12 protein-coding genes are annotated in these 13,473 nt (G+C 48.2%); all 12 read left to right on the top strand.

What is annotated here, in order from left to right; all coding sequences use genetic code 11:
• Positions 1-77: 77 nt before the first annotated feature.
• The 12 genes from MHB80_RS22540 (at position 78) to MHB80_RS22485 (ending at position 13,471) form a co-directional block, all read left to right on the top strand.
• Positions 78-1,571, top strand: coding sequence for an O-antigen polymerase (locus tag MHB80_RS22540; RefSeq protein ID WP_341279084.1), 1,494 nt, complete (start codon positions 78-80; stop codon positions 1,569-1,571).
• A gap of 29 nt (positions 1,572-1,600) precedes the next feature.
• The gene (locus tag MHB80_RS22535; RefSeq protein WP_341279083.1) at positions 1,601-2,737 is read left to right on the top strand and encodes a glycosyltransferase family 4 protein; all 1,137 of its coding nucleotides are present in this window, start codon (positions 1,601-1,603) and stop codon (positions 2,735-2,737) included.
• Positions 2,738-2,740: 3 nt separating this feature from the next.
• The gene (locus MHB80_RS22530; RefSeq protein ID WP_341279082.1) at positions 2,741-3,901 is read left to right on the top strand and encodes a glycosyltransferase family 4 protein; all 1,161 of its coding nucleotides are present in this window, start codon (positions 2,741-2,743) and stop codon (positions 3,899-3,901) included.
• Positions 3,898-4,464 (top strand): putative colanic acid biosynthesis acetyltransferase, encoded by a 567-nt coding sequence (locus MHB80_RS22525; protein ID WP_341279081.1) that lies wholly within the window; start codon positions 3,898-3,900, stop codon positions 4,462-4,464. The genes MHB80_RS22530 and MHB80_RS22525 overlap by 4 nt, the downstream gene beginning before the upstream one ends.
• The gene (locus MHB80_RS22520) at positions 4,461-5,705 is read left to right on the top strand and encodes a glycosyltransferase family 4 protein (RefSeq protein WP_341279080.1); all 1,245 of its coding nucleotides are present in this window, start codon (positions 4,461-4,463) and stop codon (positions 5,703-5,705) included. Before MHB80_RS22525 ends, MHB80_RS22520 begins: the two co-directional genes overlap by 4 nt.
• Before the next feature lie 18 nt (positions 5,706-5,723).
• Complete coding sequence (locus MHB80_RS22515) at positions 5,724-7,124, top strand: sugar phosphate nucleotidyltransferase (RefSeq protein WP_341283050.1); 1,401 nt, start codon at positions 5,724-5,726, stop codon at positions 7,122-7,124.
• Positions 7,121-8,317, top strand: coding sequence for a glycosyltransferase (locus MHB80_RS22510; RefSeq protein ID WP_341279079.1), 1,197 nt, complete (start codon positions 7,121-7,123; stop codon positions 8,315-8,317). Before MHB80_RS22515 ends, MHB80_RS22510 begins: the two co-directional genes overlap by 4 nt.
• Positions 8,318-8,433: 116 nt before the next feature.
• Positions 8,434-9,771, top strand: coding sequence for a UDP-glucose/GDP-mannose dehydrogenase family protein (locus MHB80_RS22505; RefSeq protein WP_341279078.1), 1,338 nt, complete (start codon positions 8,434-8,436; stop codon positions 9,769-9,771).
• Positions 9,772-9,883: 112 nt separating this feature from the next.
• On the top strand, positions 9,884-11,839 hold the full coding sequence (locus MHB80_RS22500; protein ID WP_341279077.1) for an asparagine synthase-related protein: 1,956 nt from the start codon (positions 9,884-9,886) through the stop codon (positions 11,837-11,839).
• A 2-nt stretch (positions 11,840-11,841) separates the two neighbouring features.
• On the top strand, positions 11,842-12,006 hold the full coding sequence (locus MHB80_RS22495; protein ID WP_143088617.1) for a paeninodin family lasso peptide: 165 nt from the start codon (positions 11,842-11,844) through the stop codon (positions 12,004-12,006).
• Between the two features lie 180 nt (positions 12,007-12,186).
• The gene (locus tag MHB80_RS22490) at positions 12,187-13,137 is read left to right on the top strand and encodes an aldolase (RefSeq protein WP_341279076.1); all 951 of its coding nucleotides are present in this window, start codon (positions 12,187-12,189) and stop codon (positions 13,135-13,137) included.
• The gene (locus tag MHB80_RS22485) at positions 13,130-13,471 is read left to right on the top strand and encodes a lasso peptide biosynthesis PqqD family chaperone (protein WP_341279075.1); all 342 of its coding nucleotides are present in this window, start codon (positions 13,130-13,132) and stop codon (positions 13,469-13,471) included. The genes MHB80_RS22490 and MHB80_RS22485 overlap by 8 nt, the downstream gene beginning before the upstream one ends.
• The last annotated feature ends 2 nt before the right edge of the window (positions 13,472-13,473 follow it).

The raw sequence follows: 13,473 nt of genomic DNA, 5'->3' as shown, positions 1-13,473 counted from the left end.
TATATTTTAAAAAAGTGCAGGCGATTGATGAAATAAGCGTACCTGTAAAAATTTAATTGCGCAAAAGGAACGTGCTTATGGAACCTAAATTAGCTGTGCATAAAAACATTTCAATTGATTATATGGTAGGGTTTTATTTCATTTTCTTTTGCTATACAGCTATTCTAATTCCTTTACTGGAGCTTTATAAAACGGTATTGCTAGCTGCGTCATTTAATTATCTTAATCTGGGCTTGAGCTGGTTTATTATGTTTTATGCAATTGGAAGGCTTTCTTTGCTTATGATGAGCGATACAAGAAGATTAATTGAGCTTTTTTTCTGGATTTTTGTATACATTTGGATGGGGTATGTTCCTCTCCAACAAGTCCTTACGGAGCGTTTTGCTTTGTCGGGAGCTTACTCCAGTGATGATATTCGCTTTGCGTTGTTTCTTGTAATAGCGGGTATTCTTTCCTTCGACCTTGGTGGTTTTCTTCATAATAGCTTGAACAAGAGACGGGATAGAGCAGCCGATGATGATGCAGGATCAAATATAAATGTGTTTGCAATCGACAAAATACAAGTAAACGAGAAAAAATTTATTATTTTTACGCTGATAGCGCTGTTTATATGTGCCATTATTATTTTGAAAATTGGTGGCGTAAGTGCTTTATTTCTCAATAGGCAAATCTTTAATGCTCAGTTTGGTGGGAAAATTGAGTTTCTTGTGTTATCCAGTTTTTTAAAGGTATCCATATTCGTATGTCTTGTACTTGGCGTTATTTATTATAAGCATTCAAAAATGAAGCTTTCCTTAGGAACAAAGCTATGGATCCTCTTTATTGGTATCGTTAATTTTATGATCAATAATCCTATTTCGGGAGCTAGATACTGGATAGGCTCCATGTTATTAACCCTATGCTTTTTATTATTGCCATGGGGGAAACGGTCCTTTTATAAATGGGTCATTACGCTTTTATGTTTATTGCTATTTATATTTCCTAAGTCAGATATGTTTAGGCATACAACAGATACGGAGAAAATTGTTCAAAGCCTTACTACCCAAAGTAATATGGCGACAGATGGGGATTATGATGCCTTTCAAATGACGCTTAACACCGTTAAATATGTTGATCTGTTTGGTCATACGCATGGGGAGCAGTTACTAGTTGCTTTTCTTTTCTGGGTGCCAAGATCTATTTGGGCAGATAAACCATTTGGCTCAGGAACGACAGTAGCGGATGCCCTCGGATACGACTTTACGAATTTATCATGTCCGCTATGGGCAGAGTTTTACATTGACTTTGGTTTGCCTGGAGTTGTGCTTCTATTTATATTGTATGGTTATTTTACTCAGAAGGCACAGAAGGCTTATGAACGAGCGGTTACATCGAATGAAATTTCACTGGCGAGATTATGTGTGCCTTATTATGCTCCGTTTCAAATTTTTTTGCTAAGAGGAGAGCTGATGAGCGGAACCTCCTATTTAACGGCTTATCTTTTCTTTGCTTTAATCGGATATTGGTTTTTTAAGCAAAAGCAGGAGCCATTGAATCAGGCATATCCAGACTTCAAAAGTGTCTCGAGTTAAATGAATATTAAAATGATTGGAGCAAGCCTATGAATAAGGTACTTCTTCTAACCAATACAATTGCGCCCTATCGCATACCCGTATTAAATAAGCTGCACCGTGATGACAATACGAGCCTGACGGTCTGGTATTTGGAGGAGAAGGAGCAGAATCGCAAGTGGGATATTGATTATGGCGAAATCGAATATGCGTACAAATGTCTGCCGGGCATGCATGCTTTTATTCAAAAATTGGATATGGGCATTCATCTTAATCCCGGCATTTTTTTGCGGCTGATGAAGCATAATCCCGATGTGGTCATTACCTCAGGCTACGATTCGCTTGGTTATTGGTCGGCACTGCTGTACAGCAAGCTGTTTAGGAAAAAATTTATCATTTGGTGGGGCAGCACGCTGGAAAGCAGCCGGGTACAAAATAAACTGGTGAACACGGTGCGCAGAGTGTTTTTCAAGCTAACCGATTCCTTTATTACATACGGTACACAGTCAGCGGAATGCCTGGAGTATTACGGCGTCAGCAAGGATAAAATCGTAATTGGCTACAATACGGTGGACATTCGATTTTTCCATAAAAAATATACCGAGCATAAGCAGAGCAAGCTGCGCAGCGATGAGGGGCCGATCAAGCTGCTTTTCATCGGACAGTTGATTGAACGCAAAGGGCTCGCACAAATTATTGACGCTATCCAGCAAACGCATAGCGATGCGGCCTGGCAGTTGACCATTGTCGGCTCGGGCCCGGATGAGCAGAAGCTGAAGGCACGTGTGGAGCAGTATGGGCTAACGGGGCAGATCAGCTTCGAAGGCTATAAGCAGAAGGATGAGCTGATTGGTTATTTGGTGGAAGCCGATTGCCTGATTTTCCCTTCCCTAATCGAGGTGTGGGGGCTCGTCGTCAACGAAGCGTTAAGCACGAATACGTTTGTACTGGCATCCAAATACGCGGGAGCAACGAAGGACATTATCGTCGATAAGCAAAATGGTCTCATTATTGATCCGCTTGATCCGCAAAACTTAAAGGAATCGATGGACTGGGTGTTCGCAAACAAACGGTATATTCAGTCGAGCTGGAAGCTGAAGTTTGGGCTGTGGCGCAAAATGCACCCGAATTATTATGCCAGAGCGGTATCATCAGCCGTAAACCGGGCTTTGTCAACGGAGGGATAGCAAGTGGAAAATATTCTTTATATTCAGCCGTATGCAAGCCATGTCGGCGGTGTGGATACGGTGCTGCTGCAGCTGGTTCAAGGTCTGGATCAGGCGAAATACAAGCCCTATGTGGTGCTGCCGGAATGGAGCCCTTATGTGGAAAAATATGAGGCGAGCGGAGCAACGGTGCTGTTCGCAGCCCTTGCCGTCTTTGGCAAGCCGACCGATGCGCTTTATTATTTTCGCAATACGGTTAAATTGGTCAAATCCATGCGGGCACTGCGAAAAATCGTCAAGCAATATCATATTAAGCTCATTCATTCGCATAAAATGGAAGTCATTGGCGGCAATATTGTCGGTAAAATGCTCGGTATTCCGACGCTGCAAACCGTCCATGAGCTGCCAAGAAAGCCGCTGATCGCCTATAAATTTGTCGGCTATTTGGACCATCTGTTTAATGACCGCATTATCGTCTTATGCGAACGCAGCAAAATCATGTTTCAGTGGGGCGGCCATACGTCAAAGAAGCTGATTAAAATACATAATGGCATTGAGGTGGCCGCGCCCTCCGCGCTTAGTGAAACGGCCAGCAGCCTGCTGCGCCAGGAGCTGAATTTGGCCGAGACAGACCGCATCGTCATTACGGTGGCAAGGCTGTCGCCGATGAAAGGCATCGAATATTTGCTCAAGGCTGCGCACTTGATGAAGAGGAAAAAAGTCGAGCAAAACCTGCATTTTGTCATCGTAGGCGATGTTGCCTTTGATACGGATCAGGAGTATAAGCAGGGCTTGCTCGCCATGGCTCAGCAATACAAGCTAGGCAATGTCCATTTCCTCGGCATGCGCAGGGATGTTGCCGATTTACTGCAGCAGGCGGATTTGTTCGTGCTTCCGTCGGTCTATGATATTTTTCCGACGGTGCTGCTGGAGGCGATGGCGGCTTCACTGCCGATAGTAGCGACGGATGTAGGCGGCGTGCCAGAAATGCTGAATGGGGCGAATGGACTGCTCGTTCCGCCGCAGGATGAGCTAGCGCTTCAAAAGGCGATAACGAGCATTTTTGAACAAAATTACAAGCTGATGGGGGAAGAAGGCTATTCGCTGCTCCAGCAATCCTTCACCCGGGAGCAATATGTGAAACGAACGACGGAGGTTTATGAGGAGTTGTTGAACATCGGATGAAAAATCTCATACGTTTGGACCAGTATGAGCAGGCTGGCTATTCAAGGGGCAGAAGCGGCGCGTATGTTCTGTTATGGTGGCTCATACAAGGCACGCTGTTCCGGTTCTCCCTGCACAATATGTACGCGTGGCGAAGCTTTCTGCTTCGTCTGTTTGGTGCGAATATCGGCAAAGACGTATTAATTCGTTCAACGGCGAAGTTCACGTATCCTTGGAAGGTCAGCATTGGCGACTTCTCCTGGATCGGTGATCATGTCCAGTTTTATAGCTTGGATGAAATTGTAGTGGGCAGCCACTGCGTTATTTCCCAAAATGCTTATTTATGCACAGGCAGCCATAAAATCAATGATCCTGCTTTTTCGCTGGAGGTTCGGCCGATTGTCATTAAAGACGGCGCTTGGGTGGCGAGCGATGTATTCGTTTATCCCGGCGTCACCTTGCATGAAATGGCCGTTGCGGCAGCAAGAAGCACGGTGTTGAAAAGCATCCCGGCCAATGAAATTCATGCCGGTTATCCGGCGCAATATTTAAGAGAGCGATTCGCGAAAGAGGTCATGGCATGAAGCCTAATATCGTATTCGTAATAAATTATTTTTATCCTGATTTTGCTTCTACAGGGCAGCTGCTGACGGAGCTTTGCTTATATTTGCAGGATGATTTCAACATTACGGTCATCGCGGCACAGTCCGAGCAGGGCGAGAAGGAAGCGGAAGCAAAGGGGGATAAAAGTCGCATCGTTTATGATCGTTTGGAGGACATTCAAATTATCCGCATCCGCCTGCCCAAGGTGGATAAGCGGAGCAAAGCAAGTAGGCTGCGTTATATTGCATCCTACTTTTTTCATGCCAATATTCAGCTGCTGAAGCAGAAAAAGGTTCATTTCATTTATACGATATCGCAGCCGCCAATTTTGGGCGGGTTGATTGGAACCATAGGCAAGACGCTTAAGCGCTCCAAGCATATTTACAATATTCAGGATTTCAACCCTGAGCAGGCCGCAGCCGCAGGCTATATGAACAATAAAGCGGTGCTGGGATTGGCGCGCTGGGTGGATACGCTGAATTGCAAATACGCCGATCATATTATTACCGTTGGTTATGACATGCAGGATACCCTTCTTAAGCGTTTTGCCAGCCGGAGGGTGACGGACAATACGGTCATCAACAACTGGACGAATGAAGAGGAAATTATTCCGCTGTCCAAGGAGCATCCACAGGTTCAAGCGTTTCTTCGCGAGCATCATTGGCAAAATAAATTCGTTATTATGTATTCCGGAAATTTAGGCCTTTATTACGATCTGGAAAAGCTGGTTGAGCTTGCGAGCCGGTTTCGTGATTACCCGGATGTGATTTTCGCCTTCATCGGGGAAGGCGCTGTGAAGAAGCAGATGCAGGATTATGTGCAGCGGGAGCGGCTTGCGAACGTAGCTTTTTTACCTTTTCAGCCGAAGGAGCAGCTTCGTTATTCGCTTAATGCGGCGGATGTGCATCTCGTCGTGAACCAGAAGGGCATTAAGGGCGTGTCGGTGCCAAGCAAAATTTATGGCGTCATGGCAGCAGGCAAGCCGGTTCTAGGGGTATTGGAGCAGGGCAGCGAGGCGTACCGGATTATTGAAGAGAGCGGCTGCGGCATCGTGGCGGAGCCTCAGCAGTATACGGAGATTGCGCGAAAGCTGAATGCGATGATTGAGCTTGGAGGAGTGGAGCTGGAGGAGCTTGGCCTTTGTGGACGGGATTATTTAGAGGCTCATTTGCGCAAGGAAATATCTCTTAATAAGTATCGCAAGCTGCTGCTTTCCATATAAGAAGGGGAGGGATCCATGATGAAGCTGGTATTATTGTCCGGAGGTTCAGGCAAGCGGCTATGGCCGTTATCGAATGATGCGAGATCGAAGCAATTTCTGAAGGTGCTGGAAAATGAGAACCGGGAAATGGTTTCCATGGTGCAGCGTGTATGGGGGCAAATTAATGAAAATGGCCTAGGCGATTCCAGTTATATTGCCACGAGCCAGGCCCAGATCGAAATGATGCAGACCCAAATTTCACCGGAGGTTCCGCTCATTATTGAGCCGGATCGGCGAGATACGTTCGCGGCTATATCGCTTGCCGCCACCTATTTATATTCCCATGCGGGAGTAGGGCTGGATGAGGCAGTGGCTATTTTGCCCGTTGATCCTTATGTGGAAAGTCATTTTTTTGAAGCGGTTAAGCAGCTGGAGGATGTGCTGAACCGCTCTGATGCCGAGATTGCGCTCATAGGCGTGAAACCAACTTATCCATCGTCCAAATACGGCTATATTATACCGGAAAAGGCTGCTTCAGCAGCAGCGGGTACAGCGATGGCAAGTAAGACTGACAGGGAATATGTTGCGGTCAGCCACTTTCGGGAAAAACCGACTGAGGAAATCGCTGAGCGGCTTATTGCAGACAATGCCTACTGGAATTGCGGCGTTTTTGCCTTCAAGCTGGGTTATGTGATTGAGCTGCTGGCGAGCAGAGGGCTGCCGATTCAATATGAGGAGCTTTCAAAGCAATACCAGCTGCTGCCGAAAATCAGCTTTGATTATGAAGTAGTCGAGAAGGCGTCGAGCATCGTCGTTCTGCCTTATGAGGGCTGCTGGAAAGACCTTGGCACGTGGAATACGCTGACCGAAGAAATGAAGAACAAACAAATAGGCAGAGGCATCATCAGCGAGGATTGCATTAACACGCATCTCATTAATGAAATCGATATTCCCGTTTCTATTCTCGGCTTGTCGAATATCGTAGTTGCGCTAAGCCCCGATGGCATCTTGGTGACGGATAAAAGCGCGAGTCCGCGCATTAAGGATTTTATCAGCTCCGATCAGGGGCCAATGTATATCGAGCGCCAATGGGGCTGGATCAGAGTGCTTGACGATCGCACCTATGAGGATGGCCGCTGCGTGTCTACGAAGCGCGTAGGCATTCAGCTCGGCAAAAACCTCAGTTATCGCCTGCATTCGGCGCGTGAGGAAGTGTGGACCATCGTCAAAGGCAGCGGGGAGTTTATTCAAAATGGCAATTTTATGCGCGTCGGAGCAGGCAATGTGCTGCATATACCGATGAAGATGCTGCACAGCATCCGTGCATTGACGGAGCTTGAAATTATAGTCGTGCAAAGCGGCATGGCCGAGGAGCGCAATCAGGTTGTGGAAATTTATCATACCTGGGACGAAGTGTCCGAGCATTGCATTAAGGTATGACCATGCTTGGTGCTCGGGATACGAACGGCCGTTTAACAACGATTGGATACTATATTTCAGATTATGGCTATGGCCATGCAACGCGCAGCATTGCGCTTATTCGAACGCTGCTGCTTTATTCGCCGTGGCGTTACCGGCTTATGATCTGCTCGGGCAAAACACTTCCCTTTATCCAGGCTTCATTAGCGGATTACAGCGCTGAATATAGCCCGGAACGGTTAGAGTTTCGCAGCTGTTCATCGGATCTTGGCTATGTGCTTGGCGGAGGCACAGGCTCGGTTGAGCCTGATCAGGAAGGGTTCAAGCTTGGTTATGAGCAATATATGGCAGGATTTTCAGCTGAGATAAGGCGAGAAGCCGATTTTATGATGAGTGAACGGATGGATATGGTCATTTCGGATATTTCTCCAATTCCGATAGCTGCCGCCGCGATTGCGGGAGTGAAATCGGTGGGCATATCCAACTTCACCTGGCATACCGCCTATGGGGCTTTTCTGCAGCAGGAGCAGCTGGCTCCACTGCATCAGGCGTACGAACAACTGGATTATTTCATTCCGCTGGCTGGGTCGGATTTTGGGGAACGGAAATGGACAACGGGCAGCGAGCCAGAGACAGACTTTTATTGCCGAACGCCGCAAGCTGCTGAAGTGCAGCGCATCGTGCAGGAGCTTAATCCGGACGGCAGCAAAACGATCGTTTATTTTGCTCTAGGCATGGGAATGGAGACGGAAGCGCTAGACTCGTTTTCGCTGTGGAACGATCATTCTTGTGTGTTTATCGTATCGCAAAATATGCAGGTGAGCGGGCCGAATATTGCTCAAATTCCGCAAGGCTACACCGAGTCGCAAAATTATGCGGCAGCAGCTGATATTATCATTTCGAAGCCGGGCTGGGGTGTAGTTGGGGAGGCGGTAACACTTGGCAAGCCTTTGATTATGCTGGTCAGATCGTCCATGACGGAGGATCGGAATACGCTTCAAGCATTGCAGGGCAAGCATCCGCATATGCTGGTAACTTGGCAGGCACTAAGGGAGCTTGACGTGCAGCAAAGCTTATCGCAGCTAGCAATGGCAGGATGGAGCGAGCGCGCTTCTATCGCTAGGAATGAGCGGTGTAAATACCAAATTATCCAATGGATTGAGCGGATTGCTGATGAAACGAATGCCATTCGTGCCTATCGCTCCTCGGTTTAGTTTGTAGAGTTGGTTATGAAGGCTTTGTATAAGGATGCAAAGGGTTAGTGGGATGGTATATAAAGCAGCGGCCTGCGATTAGGCACCCTTGCTGCATATGGAGAGGAGTGGGCAGCATGAAGCTTGCTGTAATTGGAACGGGTTATGTGGGGCTTGTATCAGGCGTATGCTTCTCCGAGCTGGGCAACGATGTCATCTGCGTTGACCACCTGGAGGAGAAGATTGCCTTGCTGAATAAAGGCGAGGTGCCGATTTATGAGCCGGGCTTGAAAGAGCTTATAGCGAGCAATAAAGCGGAGGGACGCTTGCAATTTACTACGGATTTGCCAGAAGCGGTGAGGCAATCCGATATGATTATCATTGCGGTAGGGACGCCATCGCTGCCAAGCGGCAAAGCGAATTTGAGCTATATTGAACAGGCAGCCCGCGAAATCGGCTTGGCAATGAATGGATTTAAAATTATTGCTACGAAAAGCACGGTGCCAGTTGGCACGAATGAACATATTCAAGCGATTATAGCTAGCCAGACGGCATATCCGTTTGAGGTCGCATCCGTACCAGAATTTCTCCGGGAAGGCACAGCGGTTCAGGATACGCTGCACCCAGACCGCATTGTCATTGGCACATCGGGCGATACGGCGCGCAAGTGTTTGACGGAACTGCATAGGCCGCTCACCAAGCACATCATGAGCACCGATATTCGCAGCGCCGAAATGATTAAATATGCATCCAACGCTTTCCTTGCAGCCAAAATATCCTTCATTAATGAAATAGCCAACATTTGCGAAAAGGTAGGCGCCGATGTGACGGAGGTAGCGGAAGGAATGGGCTATGATCAGCGAATCGGTTCCTCTTTCTTGAAAGCGGGAATAGGTTATGGGGGCTCCTGCTTCCCGAAGGATACGCAGGCGCTTATTCAAATTGCCGGACAAATGGATTATGATTTCAAGCTGCTTAAATCAGTCGTCGATGTGAATCGCGACCAGCGCTTTAACGTCATTCGCAAGCTGGAAGCTTCGCTTGGCGATTTGGGAGGCCGGACCGTTGCCATTTGGGGCCTGGCCTTCAAGCCGGAAACGGATGATGTTCGCGATGCACCAGCCTTTGAAATTATTGAAGCGTTAGTAAAGCGAGGCGCAAAAGTCAAAGCCTACGATCCGATAGCGACGGCTAATTTTCGCCAGCAATTTGGCGAATCGGGTGTCGTATACTGTGATAATCCGGAGGAAGCGGCAATTCAGGCGGATGCGCTGTGCATTTTGACCGAATGGAAGGAATTCCGCGATATTAAACCATTAAGTATTCAATCCTGGCTGCGAACGCCTAATCTCATTGATGGGCGCAACATTTATAGTGAGCATGAACTAGTCAATACACAGCTCATTTATTATTCGGTTGGCCGTCCCAATATGAACCATGGAGTAAAAGAACAAAAACCATTATTATCGCTATGAAAAATGGTGAAGCATAGGTTAAAACGAATAATTGTTTCGGTAAAAATGATACAAATTGTATCTTTATGTGCTATAATAAATACAGTTAGTATCAAAAAGAAGGAGGCACAGCATGAGCGCAATCGCCGCTATTTATCAGAAGGATTCCGAAGCTCCCGTTTCCGTAGAAGCGGGGTTGCGCCTAATGCAAGCCTTGCAAAAATATCCAGCGGATGCCGTCGATACTTGGCATGACGGACGCGTTTTCCTAGGCTGCCATGCCCAGTGGATTACGCCTGAATCGGTCGGACAGCCGCAGCCCTTTCACGCAGCTGAGCTGGGACTAACGATTACGGCTGATGCCATGATCGATAATCGTCCATTTCTATGGGAGCAGCTGCTCATCGATCGCGAGCGGCGAGCCAGCATGCCGGATAGCGAGCTGATTATGCTGGCCTATGCCAAATGGGGAGAGGAAGCGCCGCGTTATTTAATTGGCGACTATGCGTTCATCATTTGGAATCAGCGCAAATCCGAGCTGTTCGGTACGACCGATTTGTTCGGCAGCCGTACGCTTTATATCTACTCTGATGCTCGGCAAAGCTCCTTTTGCACCACCATTGCGCCGCTGCTTGCCGCCCATCATGTGGAGAAAAAGCTGAATGAAAGCTGGCTCGCTGATTATTTGGCGGTTGCTATTGTTCATGAGTCGAGTGACCTGTTCGCAACGCCCTATGAGCATATTCGGCAAGTGCCGCCGGGGCATGCTTTTCGCATCAAGGACGGCAAGCTTGATTTTTGGCAGCACAGCAAGGTGGAGTCCCCCGAGCAGCTGAGGCTGAAGCGACGTGAGGAGTACACGGAAGCTTTCCAGGAGATTTTTCAGGAAGCGGTCAATGCCCGGATGAGGACGTTTCGGAAGGTAGGCGCAACGCTTAGCGGCGGCCTCGATTCTGGCTCGGTCGTCAGCTTCGCGGCAAAATCACTACAGGCGCAGCAAAAGCAGCTGCATACCTTCAGTTATGTGCCAGAACCGAATTTTCAGGATTGGACGTCCAGGCGGCATATGGCGGATGAACGTCCCTTTATAAAGAAAACTGTCGAGTTTGTTGGCAATATTGCCGATCAATATTTGGATTTGCAGGGCCGCAGCCCGCTGTCGGAAGCGGATGAATGGCTGGAAATGCTGGAGATCCCCTTTAAATTTGCAGAAAATTCATTTTGGATTAAAGGGGTTTACGAGCAGTCGCAGCAGCAGGGAATGGGCATTTTGCTTACGGGAGCAATGGGAAACCATTCGATCTCGTGGGGGCCTGCCATCGATTATTATTCGTTGCTCCTCAAGCGGCTGCAATGGCTGCGGCTGTACCGGGAAGTGACGATGTTTGGCAAGCGTAAGGCAGTCGGGCGGAAACGGCTTATGTATTATGTTGGGAAAAACGCCTATCCGAAGCTGTTTCCTCGGGACCAGGATCATGGGCAGCAGGAGATGCCGCTCATGATCAATCCGGCTTTTGCCAAGCGGATGAACGTCTTTGCCAGATTGAAGGAGCGGCAGGCAGGGGCAGGCAGCGTTTTTGAAAAAGATGCGATTAAAGCGCAGCCGGGGCCTTTTCAGGATATGGCGATGACCAATATGAGCGGTACGCAGCGCACCAAGCTATCGCTAAGCTATGCGCTGTGGGAACGAGACCCGACCAGCGATCCGCGGGTTGTGAAGTTTTGCTTGTCTGTTCCGATTGAGCAATACGTTCATGACGGTTACGACCGTGCTTTAATCCGCGAGTCAACGGCCAACTATTTGCCCGATCAAATTCGGTTAAACCAGCGGGTGCGCGGCATTCAAGCAGCGGATTGGGTTCATCGAATGACGCCGGTTTGGTCTGCATTTGTAGAGGAGCTGCGGCAATATTGCAACGATTCGTATCTTGCACAGTTTTTCAATGTAGAGCAGATGAGGACTTCGCTGGAACAGGTCGGCTTAGTGCCGAAGCCGGAATACGCGGTTGATTTAAACAGCCGTTATTTATTGCATTGCCTCGTAGCCTGCCGGTTTGTCCGGCAGTTTAATTTGAAGGGAGGTGAATAAGCATGGAGAAACAACAATGGCAAGCTCCGGTTCTCGAAACGCTGCAAGTGAGCGAGACGATGGCTGGCGTAGGTACACGTTACATTGATTTTGTAAAAGCGGGGGACTTTGACGTCACTGATGACCCAACTCCGTTCCCTATCGATCCAGGCACTTCCTTTTCCTAGAAATAAATCCATTATACTTATGCAGTAAAAGTGATCAACAAGGTCCTTATACAGCAGGATATCCTTGTACAAGGACTTTGTTGATTTTGTTCAAATATAGGGAAGTACAGGTTTCACCGCGAAACGATTACTTTTGATGGCTTGAAGCAACGCGATTTTATTCATATAAGGGTGAACGCGATGATAGTAACTGGGAAAAAAGCAATCTACGACGCTTTCGGCTTATGTATCAGCAGTGAAATTGAGCTGCCTGAGCTGCTTGAGGCGGAAAATTCGAAAGCGTTTGCAGATGTTGAAATAGAGCTGGCTAAGCCAGAATTTACGTGGCCGATTTTGGAGCAAACGCAGGATCATTACGTTGTTCACGGCGCAAAATTGTTTTTTTATATTCACGAGGTCGCAAGCTTCTGCATTCAAGAGGGCAAACGGATTATTGTGGAGCCATGCGAAAACATGGATGAGGGCAGGCTCCGGCTTTACCTGCTTGGAACATGCCTAGGCGCGCTGCTCCTGCAGAGAAAGCAGCTGCCGCTGCATGGGAGCGCTATAGCCATAGACGGCAAGGCCTATGCTTTCGTAGGGGACTCTGGGGCAGGAAAGTCGACGCTGGCCGCAGCTTTTATAGACCGTGGCTATCCCCTGCTTAGTGATGATGTCATTGCCTTAAAGGAACCGGAGGCTGGTGCAAATGGCTCGTCAATTGTCATGCCCTCCTATCCGCAGCAAAAGCTGTGGCAGCAAAGCGTCGAGCAGCTCGGAAGAACGAGTCAGCTTTATAAGCCGCTTGCCTATTCCGTATCCAAATTCGCTGTTCCGTTATCTGCCAGCTTCCTAGCCTCTCCACTTCCACTCGCCGCCGTATTTGAGCTTTCGCGCACAGAAGCAAATGCGGTATCGCTATCACAGCTGCATTCACTAGCGAAGCTGCCTGTATTGCTGAACCACACCTTCCGACATTTTCTAATTGCGCCTTTAAGGCTGCAAAATTGGCATTTTTCTGCTGTTGTTCGGCTTGCAGCAAGCGTGCAGGCTTATCAATTGCAGCGTCCCGCAGAAGGAGCATTTTCCGCTTATGAAATGGTTGATCTAATACTAGCAGCGACTCAGAAAGGACGTGAGGCAAATGTCTAAACAAGCTAGACCGCTTCTGCAGCCTGAACAGATAATCCAGCGGACAGAAGGTCATTTGGCTACTGATATGGATGGCGATAAAGTGCTGTTAAGCCTGTCTTCGGGCAAATATTACAACATGGGCAAGCTGGGCGGCATCATTTGGGAGCGGACGGCGTCGCCCGTGACACGCCGCGACATTGTGGCCCAGTTGCTCAAAGAGTATGAAGTGGAGCCAGCGGCATGCGACCAGCAGGTGGCAGATTTTTTACAGGATCTGTATGCGGAAGGGCTGCTTGAGCCTGTCTCGAATGCAGGCGCACAGAATGGCGGAGCAGGAGCTACGGCAGATTAGCG

The sequence above is a fragment of the Paenibacillus sp. FSL H8-0537 genome, from assembly GCF_038051995.1.
In the GTDB taxonomy this organism is placed as follows: Bacteria; Bacillota; Bacilli; order Paenibacillales; family Paenibacillaceae; genus Pristimantibacillus.
The sequence above is the reverse complement of the archived record's forward strand: the minus strand, read 5'-3'. Positions and strand labels throughout refer to the sequence as shown.

Excerpts from the sequence above, each read along its gene's own strand:
- MHB80_RS22540 (WP_341279084.1), top strand. The coding sequence starts at position 78 with ATGGAACCTAAATTAGCTGTGCATAAAAACATTTCAATTGATTATATG.
- MHB80_RS22535 (WP_341279083.1), top strand. The coding sequence starts at position 1,601 with ATGAATAAGGTACTTCTTCTAACCAATACAATTGCGCCCTATCGCATA.
- MHB80_RS22525 (WP_341279081.1), top strand. The coding sequence starts at position 3,898 with ATGAAAAATCTCATACGTTTGGACCAGTATGAGCAGGCTGGCTATTCA.
- MHB80_RS22520 (WP_341279080.1), top strand. The coding sequence starts at position 4,461 with ATGAAGCCTAATATCGTATTCGTAATAAATTATTTTTATCCTGATTTT.
- MHB80_RS22515 (WP_341283050.1), top strand. The coding sequence starts at position 5,724 with ATGAAGCTGGTATTATTGTCCGGAGGTTCAGGCAAGCGGCTATGGCCG.
- MHB80_RS22510 (WP_341279079.1), top strand. The coding sequence starts at position 7,121 with ATGACCATGCTTGGTGCTCGGGATACGAACGGCCGTTTAACAACGATT.
- MHB80_RS22505 (WP_341279078.1), top strand. The coding sequence starts at position 8,434 with ATGAAGCTTGCTGTAATTGGAACGGGTTATGTGGGGCTTGTATCAGGC.
- MHB80_RS22500 (WP_341279077.1), top strand. The coding sequence starts at position 9,884 with ATGAGCGCAATCGCCGCTATTTATCAGAAGGATTCCGAAGCTCCCGTT.
- MHB80_RS22495 (WP_143088617.1), top strand. The coding sequence starts at position 11,842 with ATGGAGAAACAACAATGGCAAGCTCCGGTTCTCGAAACGCTGCAAGTG.
- MHB80_RS22490 (WP_341279076.1), top strand. The coding sequence starts at position 12,187 with ATGATAGTAACTGGGAAAAAAGCAATCTACGACGCTTTCGGCTTATGT.
- MHB80_RS22485 (WP_341279075.1), top strand. The coding sequence starts at position 13,130 with ATGTCTAAACAAGCTAGACCGCTTCTGCAGCCTGAACAGATAATCCAG.